This window comes from Streptomyces sp. NPDC050549, assembly GCF_040655035.1.
Classification (GTDB): Bacteria; Actinomycetota; Actinomycetes; order Streptomycetales; family Streptomycetaceae; genus Streptomyces.
This window is the reverse complement of the sequence record NZ_JBFAJD010000002.1, coordinates 391,122-411,236: the sequence shown is the minus strand read 5'-3', so window position 1 is coordinate 411,236 and position 20,115 is coordinate 391,122. Positions and strand designations below refer to the sequence as shown.

Sequence of the window (20,115 nt, the reverse complement as noted above, 5' to 3'; positions counted from 1 at the left end):
ATGCAGCCCAGCCGTCGGATACGCCCGCGCCGCGTGGCCGCCCTCGCGTCCGTGACCGTCCTGACCCTCGCGGTCAGCACCTCGGCCGGTACCGGACACCTCACCCCGGGCGCCATGACGGCGGCGGGACCGATCGCGCTCGCCCGCACCTCCGCACTCGGCGCCTGCATGATCAACGGCCCCCTCGACACCGAGATGTCCGAGGGCATCCCCACCCCGGGCGGCTACTCCCGCTCCACCGGCACGGTCCACGCCCTGACCCTGATGGTCGACTTCTCCGACGCCCCCGGCCAGGGCACCGCCATGGACCGCTACCACGAGTTCTTCCCCCAGACCCAGGAGTGGTTCCGCACCAGCTCCTACGGCCGCCTCGACTACCGCCCCGAAACCCCGATCGACCACTGGCTCCGCATGCCCAAGCCCTTCAGGTCCTACGGCATAGAGCGCGGCGCGCCCTTCGATCCCGGGTACCGGCAGCTCGTCCAGGACATCGTGGCGGCCGCCGACCCCACCGTGGACTTCCGGACGTACGACCTCCTGAACGTCCTGGTCACCCCGAACGCCGGCCCCTCCGCCCTGGACACGGTCCTGTCGGTGACGTTCGCCGGCAACACCGAGGCCCCCGTGGCCGACGGCGTCCCGGTCTCCAACGCCTCCTTCGTCTACTCCCGTCAGGACGACGGCTCCGGCTCCTACACCCGTACCGGCTACCGCGTCCTCCCCCACGAGAACGGCCATGTCTTCGGCCTGCCCGACCTCTACACCCAGGAGGGCGGAGGAGCGGTCGGCCACTGGGACATCATGAGCGAGGACTGGGGCGCCGACAACGACCTCCTGGGCTGGCACAAGTGGAAGCTCGGCTGGCTCGACCCGTCCCAGGTCAACTGCGCGATGACCAGAGGCACTTCGGAGTACACACTGACCCCGCTGGAACGGCCGGGCGGCGACGGCACACGGCTGGTATTCGTCCCGCTCTCCCGGCGCACGGGCTACGCCCTGGAACTGCGCACGCACGAGGGCAACGACGAGGCGGTGTGCCGCCCCGGTGTCCTCATCTACAAGGTGGAGGCGGACGTCGACACGGGAATGGGGCCGGTGAAGGTGTACGACGCGCACCGGGACAGCGGGGGCTGCACGCGGAGCCCCAATGTGCACGCCGAGTTGTCGGACGCGCCGTTCACGGCGGGTGAGACGTTCGACGATCCACGCAGGGGGGTTCGGGTCGCGGTGACCGGGGCCGACGCGGCGGGGAACTATCGGGTGACGGTTACCCGGACGCGGTAGGGGTGGCGCGACTCAGGGGCGGTCGCGGGGTGGGCGGTCGCGGGCGGTCGCCTCGGTCGATGGAGCACCGCTCTCCTGAGGCGGGTGTCTCAGGCTCGGCCGCACCCGGCGGGCCCGACGGGAACGGGCTCGCGGTAGCGCGGTCGGCGGTGACAGCACCGGACCCGGGGGCCCAGGGGCGGGACTTGGGCCGAGGCGAGGCTCCGGCCCCCACGGGCTTACCGTAGGGCTGCCGAGATCGCCGTACCGGAGAGCCGATGCCCGCTGAGACCACGCTGGACGACCGTGCCGGAGCCGTGCCCGCCGAGGCGGTCGCCCCGTTGATCCGCGGGGTCGGCGTGGTGCGCCGACTCACCGAGGCGGGCGGCACGTTGAGCCTCAGCGCGCTGGAACGGGCCACCGGCCTGGCCCGTTCCACGGTCGACCGGATCACCGCGACGCTCGCCCGCACGGGATACGTCCGTCTCGACGGCCGGGACACCGTTCTCACCCCTCGGATCATGGAACTGGGCAACGCCTACCTGGCCGCCCTGCGGCTGCCGGCCCTCCTGGACGCCCGGGCGGACGCCCTCGCCGACGAACTGGACGAGTCGGTGTCCCTCGCCGTCGCCGACCGGGACGGCATCCGCTTCATCCACCAGGCGACCCGCCGCCGCGCGATGTCCCTGAGCTTCCGCATCGGCGACCTGCTGCCGGCCGAACGCACCGCTCCGGGACCGCTGTTCGCGACCGAGTGGACCGACCGCGACTGGGCGCGCTGGCGCGAGCGCCGGGCGGCGGACCCGGAGGACCGGGGCTTCCCGGCCGTACCCCCGCGCTCGCCGTCGTCCCCCGCCCCCGACCTCGGACGGTCGGCGGCCCTGGCCCGCGAGAACGGCTGGGCGCTGGACGACCAGTTGATCGAACCGGGCCTGCTGGCGGTGTCCGTGCCGGTACGGGACCCCCGCACCGGCACGATCGCGTGCGTGGCGAGCGTGGTGAGCCACACCAGCCGACACACGGCGGAGGAACTGCGGACCACGTTGCTGCCGCGGCTGCGCCTGGCGGTCGAGGCGATGGAGGAGGACCTGCGCGCCGCACCCCGGCCGGACTCGGTGGCCGCGCCCTCGGGCCTGGCGACCTGGACGGGCGCGTCCAAGCAGGAACTGGGCCGGGAGTTCGTCGAATCCCTGGCCCGCGGACTGACGGTCCTGACGGCCTTCGGCGAGGGCCGCGCCGAACTGACCCTCACCGAGATCTCGCAGGCGACGGGACTGGCCCGCGCGACCGCCCGCCGCGCACTGATCACCTACGAGCACCTGGGCCTGGTGACCTCGTCCGGCGACCGCCGTTACGCCCTCACGCCCCGAGTGCTGTCGCTGGGCTTCCCGCCCCTGTCCCGCAGCTCCCTCCCGTCCCTCGCGACCCCGCACCTGACCGCCCTCGCCGCCCGCATCCACGAGTCGGCGTCCCTGGCGATCCTCGTGGGCGCCGACATCCAGTACACGGCCCGCGTCGCCACCGGCCGCGTGATGAGCGTGAACATCGCGGTCGGCACCCGTTTCCCGGCGTACGCGACGGCCCTGGGCCGCGTCCTCCTGTCCGACGCCCCGCCCCCGACGCTACGGCAGGCCCTGGCCGACCCGCGTCCCCTGACCCCGCACACCCTCACGGACCCCGGGGCGCTCTCAGCCGCTCTGGAACGGGTCCGGTCCCAGGGATACGCCCTGGTGGACGAGGAGTTGGAAGCGGGCCTGCGCTCACTCGCCGTCCCGGTCCGCGACCGCACCGGCCGGGTCGTCGCCGCACTCAACACCGCGACACATGTGGCACGCCGGCCGGCCGAGGAGTACGTAGCGGCCGTCCTGCCCGAGTTGCTGGCGACGGCGGCGCGGATCGAGGGGGATCTGCGGGTGGCGGGGCGGTTCACCCGGGTGGCGAGGTCCTGACCCCGGAGAGAACTCGCGTGAGGGCTACGCCTCGTCCGCGGATTCCAGCAGGCCGTACAACCGCACCACCCACACGAGGATCGCGGCCAGGGTGATCGAGGCGACCGCAGTGGCCATGCCGGCCCGGATGCAGGCGGAGACCGTGACGCCGCTCGCGACCAGGGCGCCGAGCGGGACGCCCAGACCGGAGGAGAGCATGCGGCGGGTGGTGTTGACCCGGCCCTGGAGCCCGGCCGGGGTCACCTCCTGGGAGTAGGTCATCGTGTTCACCAGCACGACCAGATAGGCGGTCCCCCAGGCCGCCAGCGCGACCAGCGTGATCCGCCAGTCGGTGGAGAGCACGACCACGAGTCCGAGCAGCGCGCCGACCGGCAGCACCAGGAGCAGTAGGGGGAGGGCGTCGTAGCGGCGCCGCAGCCGGGGCAGCAGCAGGGAGCCGCCGATGCCGCCGGCGCTCCACGCCATGTAGAGCAGGCCGATACGGCCGTCGGTGCCGTGGAAGCCGAGGACGCGGTCGGCGAAGACGACGAGCTGACCGACGACGGCTCCGCCGGAGAACGACTGGAGGGTGCCGACCACGGTCATGACCCGCAGCGTCGGATGCCCGGCCAGAAAGCGCAGCCCTTCACCGACGGACTCCCGGAGCCCCGGTCGCGGACCCGGGGAACTGGCTGCGCGGGAAGGGGAGTTGGCGACGGCCCGAAGGAACAGCGCCGAGCCGGCGAAGCTCAGGGCGTCGAGGGTGAGCGTGCCCACGGGGTGGACCAGGGCGATGAGGACGCCGGCGACGCCGTTGCCGATGATGCGGACGACGCTCTCCGCGCCGTAGAGCGCGCTGTTGGCGTCGGCGAGTCTGTCCTTGCCGACGAGGGCCGGGACGAACCCGTAGCCACCCGCGTCGAAGAAGAGGGAGAGGCTGGAGCAGAGGAACGCGACCACGACGACCTGTCCGACGGTCAGCGCGCCCAGGGCCTGGGCGACCGGCAAGGAACCCAGGCACAGGGCGCTGAGACAGTCGGTCACGATCATCAGAGTCCGCCGGTCCACACGGTCGGCCACCGCACCCGCGACCAGCCCGAACACGAGGTAGGGCAGCGTCCCGGCCGCCGCGACCAGGGAGACCAGCAGCGGCGACCGGCTCTGCTGGAACACCAGGACGGGCAGCGCGACGGTGGTGACGGCGGATCCGAGGCCGGAGACGGCACGGGAGAGCCAGAAGTTCCGGAAACCCGGGCTCCGCCGGAGGGGCGGGACTTGAGGGACGGGCAAGGTGGTGTCTGCGTCGGTGACGCCGTCTGTCATCTGTCGAACTCCATGGCGAAGGACCGGCGGGCGCAGGGGCCCGTCGGTGCGGTGTGCTGCCGAGGTGCCGGAAACGGAGCCGGCGCAGGACATCAAAAAGGGTCGGCACCCGGCCCGGTTGTTTGATGACCGGAGGTGTCGACCCGAAGGAAAGAACTGGCGGCATTGTAGCAACACCGACACCGGGCCTCAGACCCGCCCGGCCTCCCACAGAGGCGCCGACCGCCGACGTGGCACGCGCTACAACGACGCAGGTGGCGCGGCCGTACGTCGGCCGTGCGGCCACCGCGCCTTCGTGGGGCTCACGCTCTCGACGACCGCAGAGCAGCGATTCGGCTCACCCGGCGATCGCAGCCCGGGCAGGCCACCCGGTTTGCCGTGGACCGGATATCCACCAGCCCGCCGCTCCTGGTCGAACGGCGGAACACGCGGACTACTGGCGTCGCTGATGCTCCGTGCCGGGAGGGAAAAGGCATCCCAGTTCTTCGAGATAGTCGTGCGTCCTGCTCGCCAACGCACTGTTCGCCATCGATCCTGAATTGCTCCAGGATGCGTGAACATCCTGGGATCGGGGTGTCTCCGGTGTTGAATGCGTACCACCATTGACCGGCGCTCCCGGCGACGCGTATATCCCGGATGTCTCGCTCTGGCCCCTGCCGGCCGGCCCAAGCGGCCAACCCGCATGCCTGTCAGGCGTGCGTCTCCCGGAGGAACCGCGCTTGTCTGCGGCGACGCGGGATCCGCTGCACCGTTCCGGACAAGGCCGTCCAAGTCCGCGGCCGCAAGAAGAGCGGCTCGCTGGGCGGCCGGCCGCCCAGGTTCGATCCACAGGACCGCAAGGCCCGGCATGCGGTCGAGTGCGGCATCAACCGCTTCAAGAGGTACCGAACGGTGGACACGAGGTACGACAAGCCGGCGGTCCGCACGGAGGGGACCGTCCTCTTGCAGTCATCAGCGAGTTGCTGTGCCCACTCACACGGCACGCTCCATGCACATCAGTTGGTCCCGATCGTCCCATGACTCGGCGACGGTGAAGCCGAACCGTTCGTACAGAGCGATGGCCCCGGTGCGCCAGTTCCACACCGACAGCCGCACGGTGCTCGCGCCGTTTTCCGCGGCCTGCGCGAGTGCGGCACCCAGCAGGCCCGACGCGATGCCCCGGCCCCGGAACGCCGGGTCTGTCCAGAGCCTCTTGACCTCCGACCAGCCGTCGGCGGGGGCGGTCACCACCAGGCAACCCACCGCGGTGCTCCCGCTCAGCGCCACCAACACGACATCGTCGCCGAACGCGATCCGTGGGTCCGCGATCTCCAGCCGGTAGCGGTCAGGCAGTCCGTCCGCATCGGCAACGGGCTCACCCTTCTGGGCCTCCGTCCGCAGATGGTAGGCAAGCAGCAACGCCTCCAGCCCGTCCTCGACGGAAAGAGTCCGGCCCGGTCGGCGGGCGATGGAGACCTCGCGTTGATCAGTCACGACGTCAGCATCACACGACGCGAGCCGGACTCGGCCTGAGGTCCTCGGACCACTTCCGTCACATGCCCTGGCCGTGCTTTGTCCACGGCGACCGTCCCTACCGGCACCCGGGCGGCGAGACAACCCGGAGGACCGGCGCCGTGGATCCGTTGCTCGACCGCATGCGTTCGGAGGTCGCTGACGTCCGAGCAGTGGTGATCAGGCCAACCGCCGCGACGGTCTGGAACAGTGCCCCGGAGTGTGCAAAGCGCGCGCTCTGATACACCTGCGACCCGGCAGGGTCACGACCGAGGACGGCGCAGGACGTGGCGGCGGGTGGGCGGCACCCCATTCCGAGGAGGCGGCGCGGACGTCGTAGCTCCTCCAGGTCAGGGCCATGCTCGGTCCGCCCCCCTCCCCCCCTGGCAGCAGTCGAGTCGCCCATGATGCGGGGCGGTTCAGTCCTCCACGTGGGCCAGCCACAGGTCGGGGCCGAAGACCTCGTAGCGGATGTGGCGGGCGGCGATGCCCGCCTTCAGCAACTGGGTGCGTACCGCGCGCATGAAGGGCAGCGAGCCGCACAGGTAGACGTCGGCGTCGGCGGGCAGGTCCAGGCCGGTGAGATCCATCAGGCCTGGGCGGGAGCCCGGTTCGCGGGTGGCGTCCTGCTCGTACCAGAACTGGGCCCGAGCGGCCGGGAGTTCGCCCAGGGCGCGGTCGGTGTCGGCGCGCAGGGCGTGCTCGGCCGGGGAGCGGTCGGCGTGCAGTACCCATACCGGCCGGGTGGCTCCGGTGGCCGAGAGGTGTTCGAGCATGGCGACCATCGGGGTGCAGCCGATGCCCGCGGAGACGAGCAGCAGCGGCGTGTCGGCGTCGTCGAGGACCACGTCGCCGAAGGGTGCCGACAGCGTCAGTTCGTCTCCGGCGCGCACGGTGCGGTGCAGGTGGTTGGAGACCTCGCCCTCGGGGGCCTCGGCCACGCCCGCGACCTGCTTGACGGTGATGCGGCGTGTCCGGTCGCCGGGGGCGTTGGACAGGCTGTACTGGCGGGTCTGGCGGACCCCGTCGGGCATGAGCGCCCGGACGCTGACGTACTGGCCGGCGCGGGCCGACGGCAGGGGGCCGTCGTCGGCGGGGCGCAGCAGGAAGGAGGTCACGTCCGCGGTCTCCTCCCGGCGCTCCACCACGGTCCACTGCCGCCACGGCTTGCGGGGATCGACCTGTGCCTGCTGGTAGAGACGGGCCTCCTGGGCGATGAGGGCGCCGGCCATCAGCCAGTACACCTCGTCCCAGGCGGCGGCCACCTCCGGGGTGACCGCCTCGCCCAGCACGTCGGCGATGGCACGGAACAGGTACTTGTGGACGATCGTGTACTGGTCCTCGGTGACGCCGAGCGCGGCGTGCTTGTGGGCGATCCTGGCCAGCAGGGCGTCCGGCCTGGCGTCGGGGTCGGCGAGCAGCGCCTGGGCGAAGGCGGCTATGGATCCGGCCAGCGCCCTGCGCTGCTCGCCGCTTGCCTGGTTGCCGCGGTTGAACAGCCCGTCCAGCAGCTCGGGCCGTTCGCCGAACATCGTGGCGTAGAAGCGGGTGGTGATCTCGTCCAGGGCGCCACCGACGGCGGGCAGGGTGGCACGGACGACAGCGGCCGACTCGGGCGAAAGCATGGGACTCCTTCAGGGTGCGGGAACGCCGGGAACGGAACGCACCTTCACCACTGGACCCGGTGGGGGAGCAGATCCGCCCGTCCCGTCGATGATCCCGGTGGCCCCGCCGACGCCGACAGGGCCGAACTTCCCTCGCTGCGGGGCCCCTTGGCCCGCGATGAGGCCACCGGGCGGTCCCTTGCCCGCTTGCCCGCCTGCCGCTCGCCCGGCCCCGGTCGCGGACCGGTGAACCGTCGATCGGCGGGCATGGCCGTGCCTCGCCCCGTGACCGCACCGGGCTACTGCTCCGGGCTACTGCTCCGGCCGTGACCGCGGTACCGCGGTCACGGGCAGTATCACCGGGCAACGGTCGGTCGGCCGCTCGTCACCCCACGCGTTCCCAGCCGCGGCGTGGCGGGCGGGAGCCGAGCCGGGTGTCGCGGCTGCGGTAGACGATGTAGGGGCGGGTCAGGTAGCCCAGCGGCGCGGTGAGCATGTGGACGAGCCGGGTAAACGGCCAGGCCGCGAACAGCAGCAGGGCGCTGATCGCGTGCAGTTGGAACAGCACGGGGACACCGGTCATCAGGTCCGGGTCGGGCTGGAGGTAGAAGATGGAACGAAACCAGGGGGAGATGGTCTCGCGGTAGTCGTATCCCCCGCCGACGACGTTGGCGGCCACCGTGGCGGACAGGCCGAGCGCGATGGTCAGGGTCAGCGAGACGTACATGGCCTTGTCGTTGCGGGTGGTGGCGGAGAAGACCGGGCCGACGGTGCGGCGCCGGTAGATCAGGATGGCCAGCCCGCCGAGCGTGGCGACACCCGCCATTGTGCCGAGCACGACCGCGCCAATGTGGTACGTGTGCTCGCTGACGCCGACCGCCTCGGTCCAGCCCTTGGGGATGACCAGGCCGCCGATGTGGCCGAGGAGCACCACGAGGATGCCGAAGTGGAACAGCGGGCTGCCGATGCGCAGCAGCCGCCTCTCGTACAGCTGGGAGGAGCGCGTGGTCCAGCCGAACTTGTCGTAGCGGTAGCGCCAGATGTGGCCCAGGACGAAGACGGCGAGCGAGACGTAGGGCAGGACGACCCACAGCAGGGTTCCGCCGGTGCCTGCCGGGGCCGCCAGGGTGAGGGGCTGCGCGGGCGCGGTCATCGGGGTCCTCCTACGACGGGGTCGGGCAGGAACACGGGGGACGCCGCGTACGGGTCGAGGCCGACCTGCTCCTCGGGCGGGCCCTGCGCGGCCAGGCGCATGACGGCTTCGCGGTCGTCGCCGGCCAGGGCGGGCAGGGTGGCGGAGACGGAGTCCAGGACATGCGCCCAGGGTGAGCCGTCGTCGGTCAGGGCCAGGCGCAGGAGTTCCAGGCCGGCACGGTGTTCGGTGAGCAGGCCGTGTCCGGCCGCAGGGTCGGCGGCGGCGAACTCGAGGACGACGGCGAGGTGGTCGGGCAGTTCGTCCTCGCCCAGGCGCCAGCCGGCCGCGGCGTAGGTCTGCTTCAGCCGCAGCAGGCCGATGCCGCGCTTCCGGGTGTCGCCGTACGCGTAGTAGGTCAGGTACGGGCAGCAGCGTTTGCGGTGGTCGAAGGTGGCGACGTAGGAGGTGGCCAGAGCGGCGGGGGTGGTCTGCTCGGCGTGTGCCTTGAAGCGGAGCAAGGGGCGGGCAACCGGTCCCGGCAGGGTGGCGGCGACCTGGCCGGCCAGGGCCAGGCGCTGCTCGAACTGTTCGTCGGGGTAGTCGAGCAGCAAGGACTGGGCCTGCCAGGCGTGCGGGTGCCAGGGCTGGGTGCGGGCGGTGCGCGTGCTCTTGCTCTTCATGGCCTCGGCTCGGCTTCCCCGTCGGCCTCGCTGCCGTCGGACGGTCTGTCCGGGAACAGGCCGGGCGGGGAGCCCTTGCCGTCCCAGCTGAGAAGGTTGACGCGGGTGGCCTTGTCGGTGGGGGCGGCCGGAGTGTCGGCCGTCTGCCGGTCGCGCAGGACGTGGAAGTTCTCCACCGCGATCGGAGCGGCGCCGCCGGACGACTCGCCGAAGGGGCCGGAGCCTCCCATGCCGGGGCCGCCCTCGTAGTCCAGGCTGCACTCGGTGGCGAGCTCCTCCAGTTTGTGGGCCTGTTCGGCGTGAGCGGGCGGGATGACGTACCGCTCGTCGTACTTCGCCAGCGCCAGCAGCCGGTACATGTCGTACATCTGCTCCTCGCCCATCCCGACCGCCGCCGGGATGGACGCGTCCGGCTCGCGGCCGAGGTTGATGTCCCGCATGTACGCGCGCATGGCGGCCAGGCGGCGGAGCACCGCGTCGACCGGGGCCGGGTCGCCGGCGGTGAACAACTGGGCGAGGTAGTCGACGGGGATGCGCAGGGATTCGACGGCGGCGAACAGGTTGCGGTGGTCCTCGGCGTCCTCGCCGGTGTCGCGGACGGCGTCGACCACCGGGGACAGTGGCGGGATGTACCAGACCATGGGCAGGGTGCGGTATTCCGGGTGCAGCGGAAGCGCCACCTTGTAGGTGTTGATCAGGGCATGGACCGGGGACCGTTGGGCGGCCTCGATCCAGTCCCGGGGGATGCCCGCCTTCTCCGCCGCCCGCACGACCGCGGGGTCGTGCGGGTCCAGGAAGACCTGCCGCTGGGCCTCGTACAGATCCGTGTCGTCGGGGGTGGAGGCCGCTTCCAGCACCCTGTCCGCGTCGTAGAGGACGAGGCCGAGGTAGCGCAGCCGGCCCACGCAGGTCTCGGAACAGACGGTGGGCAGGCCGACCTCGACGCGCGGGAAGCAGAAGGTGCACTTCTCTGCCTTGCCGGTGCGGTGGTTGAAGTACACCTTCTTGTACGGGCATCCGGTCACGCACATGCGCCAGCCCCGGCAGCGGTCCTGGTCGACCAGGACGATGCCGTCCTCCTCCCGCTTGTAGATCGCGCCGGAGGGGCAGGAGGCCGCGCAGGACGGATTGAGGCAGTGTTCGCAGATCCGCGGCAGGTAGAACATGAAGGTCTGCTCGAACTCGAACCTGATCTTCTCCGAGACCTGGTTCAGCAGCACGTCCTTGTCGCCGTGGTCCACGGAGCCGCCGAGGTCGTCGTCCCAGTTCGCCGACCAGGCGATCTTCATGTCCTTGCCGGTGATCAGGGACTTGGGGCGGGCGACGGGGGTGTGCTCCTGCAGCGGCGCGTTCGTCAGGGTCTCGTAGTCGTACGTCCAGGGCTCGTAGTAGTCGTCGAGGGACGGCAGCACCGGGTTGGAGAAGATCGTGATCAGTTTCTTGAAACGGCCGCCCGCCTTCAGCGTGAGGTTGCCGCGCTTGTTGAGTTCCCAGCCGCCGCGCCACTTCTCCTGGTCCTCGTAGCGGCGGGGGTAGCCCTGGCCGGGACGGGTCTCGACGTTGTTGAACCACACGTACTCGACGCCGCTGCGGTTGGTCCACGCCTGCTTGCAGGTGACCGAGCAGGTGTGGCAGCCGATGCACTTGTCGAGGTTCATCACCATCGCCATCTGGGCCATCACGCGTCCGATGGTGGCTTCGCCACTGGGCATCAGTACGTCACCTCCTGGTTGCTGCGGCGGCGGACGACGGTGACCTCGTCGCGCTGGTTGCCGGTCGGGCCGAGGTAGTTGAAGGCGTACGTCAACTGGGCGTAGCCGCCGATCAGATGGCTCGGCTTGATCAGCAGCCGGGTCAGGCTGTTGTGGATGCCGCCGCGCCGGCCGTTGGTCTCGGTGCGGGGCACGTCGATCAGGCGGTCCTGGGCGTGGTGCATGTAGACGGTGCCCTCGGGCATGCGGTGCGAGACGACCGCGCGGGCGGCGACCACGCCGTTGCGGTTGACCGCCTCGACCCAGTCGTTGTCGTGGACGCCGATCTTCGCCGCGTCCTCCTTGCTCATCCAGATCGTCGGACCGCCCCGGGACAGCGACAGCATGAACAGGTTGTCCTGGTACTCGGAGTGGATCGACCACTTGTTGTGCGGGGTCAGGTAGCGCACGGTCACGCCGAGTTCGCCGGTGTCGCCGACGCGTGGCTCGCCGAACAGGGCGTTCATGTTCAACGGGGGCCGGTAGACCGGCAGTTGCTCTCCGAGGGCGGTCATCCAGTCGTGGTCGAGGTAGAAGTGCTGGCGGCCGGTGAGGGTGTGCCAGGGCTTGAGGCGCTCGACGTTGATGGTGAAGGGGGAGTATCGGCGTCCGCCGGTCTCCGAGCCCGACCACTCGGGTGAGGTGATGACCGGGACGGGAGCGGCCTGGGTGTCGGCGAAGGTGATCTGTTTTCCCTCGTGCTCGGCCGCGAGGTCCGCCAGTTGCCTGCCCGTACGCGCTTCGAGGGTGTGGAAGCCCTGGGTGGCGAGGTGTCCGTTGGTGGTGCCGGACAGGGCGAGGATCGCCTCGCAGGCATCAGTGTCGCGGGCGATCGAGGGCCTCCCGTCTGCCACTCCGCCCCGCACGGTGCCGTTCTTGTGCCGCAGGTACTCCAGTTCGCGGCCGACCTCGAAGGTGACGCCCTTGGTCGTGGCGCCCAGGGAGTCGAGCAGCGGGCCGAGCGCGGCCATCTTCTGCGCCACCGCCCCGTAGTCGCGTTCGACGGTGACGAGTTTCGGCATGGTGCGGCCCGGCACCGGTTCGCACTCCCCCGCCTTCCAGTCACGCACCGTCCCGTGCGGGTTGGCCAGTTCGTCGGGGGTGTCGTGCAGCAGCGGCGCGGTGACCACATCCCTCCGTACGCCGAGATGACCGGCGGCCTGGCGGCTGAACTCCTCGGCGAGGGTGTGGAAGGCGTCCCAGTCGGTACGGGTCTGCCAGGGCGGGGAGATCGCCGGGTTGAAGGCGTGCACGAACGGGTGCATGTCCGTGCTCGACAGGTCGTGCTTCTCGTACCAGGTGGCGGCCGGCAGCACCACGTCGGAGAAGATCGTGGTGCTGGTCATGCGGAAGTCCAGCGTGAGCAGGAGGTCGAGCTTGCCCTCGGGGGCCTCCTCCCGCCAGACCACGTCCCGCGGGCGGGCGTCCGGCGGCGCCTCGGTCGCCCGGACCGCGTGGTCGGTGCCGAGCAGGTGTTTCAGGAAGTACTCGTTGCCCTTGGCCGAGGAACCCAGCAGGTTGGCGCGCCAGATGGTCAGCACCCGGGGGAAGTTCTCGGGTGCGTCCGGATCCTCGCCCGCGAACCGCAGCCGTCCGGCCTTCAGTTCGTCCACCACGTGCTCGGCGGCCGGGCGGCCCGTGGCGGCGGCCTCGTCGGCCAGGTCCAGCGGGTTGCGGTCGAAGGTCGGGTACGACGGCATCCAGCCCATCCGGGCCGACTGCGCGATGACGTCCGCCGTGGTCTTCCCGGCGAACGGGCCGTCCCGGCCGGGACCGGCCGCCGCGAGGGTGTCGGCGGAGAACGGGTCGTAGCGGAACTGGTCGGCGTGCAGGTACCAGTAGGCGGTCTGGATCATCTGCCGGGCCGGCCGGTTCCAGTCGGCGGCGGTCGCGATCGCCGAGTAGCCGGTGATCGGACGGACCTTCTCCTGCCCGACGTAGTGGGCCCAGCCGCCGCCGTTCACTCCTTGGCAGCCGGTGAGTGTGGTGAGCGTCAGGAAGGCGCGGTAGATGGTGTCGGAGTGGAACCAGTGGTTGGTGCCCGCCCCCATGATGATCATCGAACGGCCGCCGGACTCCTCGGCGTTGGCGGCGAACTCCCGGGCGATACGGGCCGCCCGCTCGGCGTCGACTCCGGTGATCGCCGCCTGCCAGGCCGGGGTGTACGGCTCCGTCGCGTCCTCGTACGAGGACGGCCAGCGACCGGGCAGGCCGTCACGGGCCACCCCGTACTGGGCCAGCAGCAGGTCGTACACCGTGGTCACCAGCCGACCGGCGACCCGCCGTACCGGCACTCCGCGCCGCAGCCTGTCCGCGCTGCCGTCCGGAGCGTCGAAGCGCGGCAGTCCGACCGTGACCGGCGTCTCGCCGCCACCGTAGGCCGACAGCAGCGGATCGGTGTCGCCCAGGTCGAGGTTCCATTTCCCGGCCCCGGCCTCGCCGTAGCGGTCGCCGAGCGTGCCGTTCGGCACCACCGGCTCCCCGGTGGCCGCGTCCAGCAGCACGGTACGGAACTCCGCGTGCTCGGCTTCGGCGGCCTCGCCACCGAGGTCGGCGGCGGTCAGGAACTTGCCAGGTGTGTAGGTGCCCGGCTCGTCCTCGGCCTCGTCGAGGGCGACCAGGAAGGGCAGGTCGGTGTACCGCTTCACGTAGGAGGCGAAGTGCTCCGTCTGCCGGTCGACGAAGAACTCCTTGAGGATCACGTGCCCCATGGCCATCGCCAGGGCCCCGTCGGTGCCCGGCTGGGCCGCCAGCCACTCGTCGGCGAACTTCACGTTGTCCGCGTAGTCCGGCGACACCGCGACGACCTTCTGGCCGCGGTAGCGGGCCTCGGCCATCCAGTGCGCGTCGGGCGTACGGGTGACCGGCAGGTTCGAGCCCCACATGATCAGATAGCCGGCGTCCCACCAGTCCCCCGACTCGGGCACGTCGGTCTGGTCCCCGAACACCTGCGGCGAGGCCACCGGCAGGTCGGCGTACCAGTCGTAGAAGGAGAGCATCACGCCGCCGAGGAGCGAGTAGAAACGTGCTCCCGCCGCATGCGACACCATCGACATCGCCGGGATGGGCGAGAACCCGGCCAGCCGGTCCGGCCCGTACTCCTTGATCGTGTGCACATGCGCGGCGGCCACCATCTCCACCGCCTCGTCCCAACTCGCCCGTACCAGACCGCCCTTGCCGCGCGCCGCCTTGTAGCGGCGGGCGCGTACGGGGTCGGAGACGATGTCCGCCCAGGCCGCCACCGGATCGCCGAGGCGGGCCTTGGCCTCCCGGTACATCTCCAGCAACACGCCGCGCACGTAGGGGTAGCGCACCCGCGTGGGCGAGTAGGTGTACCAGGAGAACGCGGCCCCGCGCGGGCAGCCGCGCGGCTCGTACTCGGGGCGGTCCGGGCCCACCGAGGGATAGTCCGTCTGCTGGGCCTCCCAGGTGATGATGCCGTCCTTGACGTACACCTTCCACGAGCAGGAGCCGGTGCAGTTCACCCCGTGGGTGGAGCGCACCACCTTGTCGTGCGACCAGCGGTCCCGGTAGAAGTCGTCCGCCTGCCGGCCGCCCTTGCGGTGCAGGGTGCGCAGATCCTCGGAGACCTCCGCCCGGCTGAAGAAGCGGCGGCTGCGCACCAGCGCCTCTGCCAGCTCGCCGTCCATGCGCGCCCGTGCCTGACTGTCTCTCGTACCCAACGTGCCACTCCGCTCCGGGCGTTCAGGCCCGTTCGAGACGTGTTGGAGACCGGCGCACCCGACTGTACGGGCGCCGTCCGGCGAAAGGCCGACAACCGCACGGGGACCGTGCGGGGACCGTGCGGCGGGGATCGTCTCCGCGCCGAATCGGCAATCGGGATTCCGCGTGGTCGAGCCGGAAGGTGCCCGGGGGCGGGACGGTCCGGCGGACGAGAGGGGGGAAGCGGCCCGACCTGCCCGGTGGTGGGCCTTGGGCGGCCCATCAGGCGGTCGGCCGGGACAAGGTGCTGCCTGCCTCCGCGCGCACGGCCTCCACCGCTTCCCACTCCTCGGTGCCGAGGTTCGCGAGCGCTGCCGGGAAAACGCCGTCCTGCTCCTTGAGGATGTGGTCGCGCAGCATCGCCATCGTCTCGATCAGCCGCTCCGGCCAGGCCGGGTCCGAGGGCGTGACGCCGTCGGCAGCCTCGGCCAGCACCGCTTCGACGCGGCGGTGTTCGGCTTCCAGAACGGCGATCTGCTCGGGGAAGTCCCCGGCCAGCGCAGGGAACAGACCATGCTCCTCGACCCGCGTGTGGGGGCCGAGCACGGTGGCGATCCGGCGGGCGACCCGCGCCATCCTGCCCACGTCACCGTCCTCGTGGGCGGGACGGAGATGGCTGATCAGCCGGACGACCTCGTCGTGCTCGCGGGTCAGTTCGTCGATCGACGCCAGCGACTGGCAGCCGCAGTACTCGCACACGGTGCTGCTCCTTACCTGTTCGAGATCTGTCCGGTCCGTCGTTCCCGGCGGCCGGTGCTCACACCGTGGTGGGCGCCGGGCCGGGCCGAGGTCCGTGTCCGGTGCGACGCGAAGCCGGGACGCCGCCCCGGGCGACGGCGGAGCGGACACCGGTGAGGGTGAAGCCCAGCGCCGCCGCGGCCACCAGCGCGAGCAGGACGAGGCCGGCCGCGTAGGAGCCGTACTCCCCGTACAGCGAGCCCATCACCAGCGGCGGGAGGAAACCGCCCAGGCCGCCCGCGGCACCGACGACGCCGGTGACCGAGCCGATCCTGTTCGCCGGGGTCAGCAGGGCGACGAGGGCGAACGTCGCCCCGCTGCCCGCGCCCAGCGCGGCGGCCATGGCGAGGAAGGCGACGGTGCCCACCGGTGCCAGCGCCGGAGTGAACGACTGCACCACCGCCCCGGCCGCGACGACGGCCAGGGACGCGGCCAGCACCCGGACCGGACCCAGCCGGTCGGACAGCCAGCCGCCGATCGGACGCATCGACACGGCCAGCAGCACGAACCCCGCCATGCGGTTCGCGGCGTCCCCCTGTGTGAGCCCGTAGCCGGTTTTGAGATAGGTGGGCAGGTAGACGGAGAAGGCGACATAGCCACCGAACGCGACCGCGTACAGGACGGACGCCTGCCAGGTGATGCCCAGCCTGGCGGTCGCCGCCAGGCGACGGGCCAGCGGCTCCGTCGGCACGATCCGGCCGGGCGCGTCCCGCAGCAGCAGCGCGGCGGTCGCGGCGTACACGGCCAGTACCGCGGCCGTGATCAGGAACGGTGTCGACATGCTGTGCGCGTCGACCAGCTTCACGGTGGTGAGGGCACTGATGGCGGTGCCGCCCATGCCGGCGCCGAACACCCCGATGGCCAGGCCCCGCCGCTCGGGCGGGAACCAGGCGTTGACGAAGGGCACACCGACGGCGAAGGCGGTGCCGCCGATACCGAGGAAGAATCCGCCTGCCAGGAGCGCGGCGAAGGAGGAGTGACCGGCCAGACCGAGGTAGAGCACCGGCACGATGGTGGCCGCGGACACGATCGGGAACATGACCCGCCCGCCGAACCGGTCGGTCAGCGCGCCGACCGGAATCCGGCCCAGGGAGCCGACCACGACCGGCACCGCCACCAGCAGCGACTGCTGGAAGGAGCTCAGTTCCAGGACGTCCTTGAACCGCGGCCCGAGCGGGCTCAGCAAGGCCCACGCCCAGAAGTTGACGGCGAAACCGACCGTGGCCAGGGCCAGCATCAGCCATGCCCGGCCGGACACGGGCACCCCTGAAGCCGACCCGTCCCCCTGCTTCGTCGACGACTGGACCATGGTGTCCGTCCTTTCCCTCGCCCGGAGTCCCCGGTGGCACGGAGGCCGCGTCGGAACGGCAGGCTCCTTGTCGCACCCACCCAGCCACTGTCCGCATCCGAGCGCCCTGGCGACATGGGCCATGGGGCCCTGGTTCCAGGCAGTCGGCCCCGGGAATCGGCTCCGGGAATCGGCTCCGGCCGGGACACGGCAGAAGAGGGCCGACCGGCACTACCCCCTCCCGTCGCCTTCGGGAACGATGACTCAATGGCCTCGAACGGCGCCTTCACGCACTCGACCGGCCGGAGTACCGCACCGCCGGTCAACGTCGTGTGGCGCACACCCGGCATGCGCCGCCCGCGGCCTCCCGGCCGGCTCTTCGCCGGACTCGGACATTCCTGTCCCGTTGGGCATCTCAGCCAGCTCCCATCCTGCCGGGCATCTCAGTCGGCTCCGTCCCCTCCACCTCGGCCGCGGCGGTGAGCGGTCCACCTCGCGAAACCGGTCGCCGGCTTCCGCCGTCGGCGCCGCGGCAACGTCCTGTCCCCCTCACCCGCATGGCGAACCGGCGGTCGCCGACCAGATGCACGGAGGCTTGAACCCATGCAGAAGCTCTCACTGGACGCGCTGGCCCGCGAGCAACTGCAGTGCGCCACGGCCGCGTCGACCGGACGCAGCGCCACCACCGTCTACGGCGGCCACGAACACGTGCTGCGCCAGACCCTCCTCGCGCTGACCACCGGCACCTCCCTCGCCGAGCACGAGAGCCCTGGCGAGGCGACCCTTCTGGTGCTGCGCGGACGCGTCCGCCTCACCAGCGGCGACGCCTCCTGGGACGGCCGGACCGGCGACCTGATCTCCATCCCGCAGGCGCGCCACAGCCTGCAGGCGGTGGAGGACGCCGCGGTACTGCTCACCGTCGCCAAACTCGGCTGATGCCAACCACCCAGAGTGCCCCGTCACGCGGTGCGACACCCGCCGGGCAGGACAACCCGTCGTGTATCGGCGCGAGCACCCCGGCCAACGCCGCAAGGGCAGTTTTTCCCGAGACAACACCGTCCAGCTTGGTCCCTTCGGCTGCCCCGAACCCCGCCCAGCCCTGGCAGGCCAGGCGGGGTTCGGGGCAGGTGCCCGGGTGCGACCCGAGCGAGCGGCAGGCGGCCCGGCCCGCGTCCTCGGTCGCCACGAAGCGGCTGGGTGGAAGGCGAGTCGGAGCACCGCCGAGCGCCTCCGCAGGGGCGGGCCCCGCCCGCTGCTGATCGACAAGTGCGGCCGTGCGCCGCGACATGTGCTGCGGCGCACGGCCGGTGGTTCAAAGGCCGATGGCGGGCCGTACGACTTTTTGTGTTGCCTGCCGGTCCGGCGCGGACTGTCGGCGTGGAACTCAGAACATGGTGTTGTCGTTGGCGCTCTTGTCGGGCACCTCCTGGATCACGTCCCAGTGCTCGACGATCTTCCCGTCGGCCACACGCCAGATATCCGCGACGGCCATGCCACGGTCGCCCGGCTTGAGGTGCAGGTTGCTGTGGGTGACGACCAGGTCTCCTTCGGCGACGGCCCGCTTGATGTCCAGACGCAGGTCGGGGAACTGGCCGCGCAGCCAGTGGACGTAGCCGACGAACGCCTGAGGACTGTCCTGCGCCTCCGGGTTGTGCTGGGTGTAGCTCTCGCCGAGGTGCGCGGCGGCGGCCTGCTCCGGCTGGTAGTCGTTGAACGCCTGCTCATAAAACGCGATGACGAGCGCCTTGTTGTCGGCAGCGGACACACGCCTCTCCTCTCTTCGGGTGCTGGACGGTGTGTCTAAGCGGACCTGGTGAAGTCGACTGCGGTTCGGCAGCGCCCCAAAGGGGCGCGGGGAACTGCGCGACCAGCCACGACGGCGCTGCGGCCGAAAACCGACCTCTAACGCACATCCAGCGAAGCGCTTAGGCGGTCATGGCGTCGCGGACGAGCGCCGTGTCGACGAACTGCTCGAAACGGACGATGCGTCCCGCGCGTACGACGAAGTGGTGGGCGACGCGCACGTCGATCGGCTTGCCGGTGGCCTTGTTGGTCGCGGTGTAGCGGGCCAGGACGACGACGTTCTCGCCGTCGACGACGTAGGTGTCGTCATGGGCGGTCCAGCCGTCCCAGTCCTGGCCGAGCTTCTCCATCACGCCGGCGGTGACACCGTCAGGAGTGCGGTAGGTACCGGCGAGGGGGAAGCCGGCCATCTCCGTCCACTCCACGTCGGGGGCGAGGGTGGCCCGCAGGGCTTCCAGGTCACCGGCCGCGGAGGCCAGGTACTGACGCCGTACGACGTCGGCGGGTGCGGTGGAGGTCGCGAACTCGGTCATGGTCAGCCCCACGTCATCTCACCCTTGGCGACCTTCGCACCGATCTGCGCGGCGATCAGCATGCCGTTGTCGGGGTAGCGCTTGACCAGCGCCTCGGTGAGCGCGGCACCGTCGGCGGCCTTGCCGAGCTCCTCCTCGAAGGCGAGGAGGTACTCGCGGGTGGCGGAGATGGCGGACGCGTCCGCCGCCGTAGCGGGCAGACGGTGGCCCGGTACGACGAGCTGGGGGTCGAGCGCGGCCATCTCGTCGAGCAGGTCGATCCACGCGGCACGGTCGCCCGGGGTGGGGGTGTCGGCGACCCAGACGTGCTCCTGCTGGAAGAGCAGGACACCGCCGAGGAGGGCGCGGTGCTCGGCCTGCCACAGGTAGTGCCGGTCGGGCAGTGCGGCCGGGCCGCCCTTGAGCTCGAAGCGGTGGCCCTCCAAGGTGAGGTCACCGGTCAGCGGGGTGAGGTCGACCAGCCGGGTGGGCAGGTTCGGGCCGAGCGCGGCCCACGCCTTGAGCTTGCCCTCGTAGGAGTGCTGGATGTGCTCGATGACGAGCGGGGTGGCGACGAACGTCGCGTCGGGGAAGGTGTCGGCGAGGACCTCGGCACCGAAGTAGAAGTCGGGGTCGGCGTGGCTGACGAAGACGGTGGTCAGCTTCTTGCCGGAGTCGAGGATCTCGGCGGCGAGGCGGTGGCCGTCGGCGCGGGTGAACGCGGCGTCGACCAGCAGCGCCTCGTTCTCGCCGGTGACGAGGGTGGCGGTCTTGTTCTTGCTGCCGGCCGGGAAGTCCAGGTCGAGGACCTTGAAGGAGAGGCTGCTCATGCGGGGGCTCCTACATGCAAGGGATGGGGTGGGGTGGGGGCAGGGG

Annotated in this window: 16 protein-coding genes; 4 read left to right on the top strand and 12 right to left on the bottom strand. The window is 71.3% G+C overall.

Annotation, left to right across the window (positions count from 1 at the left end; genetic code table 11):
* Together AB0I51_RS05980 and AB0I51_RS05975 are read left to right on the top strand one after the other, a co-directional pair.
* Positions 1–1,284, top strand: a complete 1,284-nt coding sequence (locus AB0I51_RS05980) for a M6 family metalloprotease domain-containing protein (RefSeq protein WP_362971863.1) — start codon at positions 1–3, stop codon at positions 1,282–1,284.
* A gap of 257 nt (positions 1,285–1,541) precedes the next feature.
* A complete protein-coding gene (locus AB0I51_RS05975; RefSeq protein ID WP_362971861.1) occupies positions 1,542–3,212 on the top strand; it encodes an IclR family transcriptional regulator C-terminal domain-containing protein in 1,671 nt (556 codons plus the stop codon).
* 24 nt (positions 3,213–3,236) lie between these two features.
* Here AB0I51_RS05975 and AB0I51_RS05970 read toward each other — a convergent pair whose 3' ends face one another.
* Positions 3,237–4,514: an MFS transporter gene (locus AB0I51_RS05970; protein WP_362971859.1), complete on the bottom strand. Its 1,278-nt coding sequence runs from the start codon at positions 4,512–4,514 to the stop codon at positions 3,237–3,239.
* A gap of 636 nt (positions 4,515–5,150) precedes the next feature.
* On the opposite strand from AB0I51_RS05970, the gene AB0I51_RS05965 reads away from it, so the two are divergent.
* Positions 5,151–5,534: a transposase gene (locus AB0I51_RS05965; protein WP_362971857.1), complete on the top strand. Its 384-nt coding sequence runs from the start codon at positions 5,151–5,153 to the stop codon at positions 5,532–5,534.
* Here the strand turns inward: AB0I51_RS05965 and AB0I51_RS05960 are convergent.
* From AB0I51_RS05960 to AB0I51_RS05925, 8 genes are all read right to left on the bottom strand, one after another.
* A complete protein-coding gene (locus AB0I51_RS05960) occupies positions 5,487–5,987 on the bottom strand; it encodes a GNAT family N-acetyltransferase (RefSeq protein ID WP_362971855.1) in 501 nt (166 codons plus the stop codon). The two genes, AB0I51_RS05965 and AB0I51_RS05960, sit on opposite strands and share 48 nt — an antisense overlap.
* A gap of 437 nt (positions 5,988–6,424) precedes the next feature.
* Entirely contained in the window at positions 6,425–7,630 is a 1,206-nt protein-coding gene (locus AB0I51_RS05955) for a globin domain-containing protein (protein WP_362971853.1), read from the bottom strand.
* A gap of 364 nt (positions 7,631–7,994) precedes the next feature.
* Entirely contained in the window at positions 7,995–8,762 is a 768-nt protein-coding gene (gene narI / locus AB0I51_RS05950) for a respiratory nitrate reductase subunit gamma (protein WP_362971851.1), read from the bottom strand.
* Complete coding sequence (gene narJ, locus AB0I51_RS05945; RefSeq protein WP_362971849.1) at positions 8,759–9,424, bottom strand: nitrate reductase molybdenum cofactor assembly chaperone; 666 nt, start codon at positions 9,422–9,424, stop codon at positions 8,759–8,761. The genes narI and narJ overlap by 4 nt, the downstream gene beginning before the upstream one ends.
* Positions 9,421–11,136, bottom strand: coding sequence for a nitrate reductase subunit beta (gene narH / locus AB0I51_RS05940; RefSeq protein ID WP_362971847.1), 1,716 nt, complete (start codon positions 11,134–11,136; stop codon positions 9,421–9,423). The genes narJ and narH overlap by 4 nt, the downstream gene beginning before the upstream one ends.
* Complete coding sequence (locus tag AB0I51_RS05935) at positions 11,136–14,825, bottom strand: nitrate reductase subunit alpha (RefSeq protein ID WP_362971906.1); 3,690 nt, start codon at positions 14,823–14,825, stop codon at positions 11,136–11,138. The genes narH and AB0I51_RS05935 overlap by 1 nt, the downstream gene beginning before the upstream one ends.
* Positions 14,826–15,120: 295 nt before the next feature.
* The gene (locus AB0I51_RS05930; RefSeq protein WP_362971845.1) at positions 15,121–15,597 is read right to left on the bottom strand and encodes a hemerythrin domain-containing protein; all 477 of its coding nucleotides are present in this window, start codon (positions 15,595–15,597) and stop codon (positions 15,121–15,123) included.
* Positions 15,598–15,655: 58 nt separating this feature from the next.
* A complete protein-coding gene (locus AB0I51_RS05925; RefSeq protein WP_362971843.1) occupies positions 15,656–16,945 on the bottom strand; it encodes an MFS transporter in 1,290 nt (429 codons plus the stop codon).
* A gap of 582 nt (positions 16,946–17,527) precedes the next feature.
* Here AB0I51_RS05925 and AB0I51_RS05920 point away from each other — a divergent pair.
* The gene (locus AB0I51_RS05920; RefSeq protein WP_362971841.1) at positions 17,528–17,860 is read left to right on the top strand and encodes a cupin domain-containing protein; all 333 of its coding nucleotides are present in this window, start codon (positions 17,528–17,530) and stop codon (positions 17,858–17,860) included.
* A gap of 448 nt (positions 17,861–18,308) precedes the next feature.
* Here AB0I51_RS05920 and AB0I51_RS05915 read toward each other — a convergent pair whose 3' ends face one another.
* The 3 genes from AB0I51_RS05915 to AB0I51_RS05905 form a co-directional block, all read right to left on the bottom strand.
* Positions 18,309–18,689 (bottom strand): nuclear transport factor 2 family protein, encoded by a 381-nt coding sequence (locus tag AB0I51_RS05915; RefSeq protein WP_362971839.1) that lies wholly within the window; start codon positions 18,687–18,689, stop codon positions 18,309–18,311.
* 160 nt (positions 18,690–18,849) lie between these two features.
* Positions 18,850–19,260, bottom strand: coding sequence for a nuclear transport factor 2 family protein (locus tag AB0I51_RS05910; protein WP_362971837.1), 411 nt, complete (start codon positions 19,258–19,260; stop codon positions 18,850–18,852).
* 2 nt (positions 19,261–19,262) lie between these two features.
* Positions 19,263–20,069 (bottom strand): MBL fold metallo-hydrolase, encoded by an 807-nt coding sequence (locus AB0I51_RS05905; protein ID WP_362971835.1) that lies wholly within the window; start codon positions 20,067–20,069, stop codon positions 19,263–19,265.
* Between the last annotated feature and the right edge of the window lie 46 nt (positions 20,070–20,115).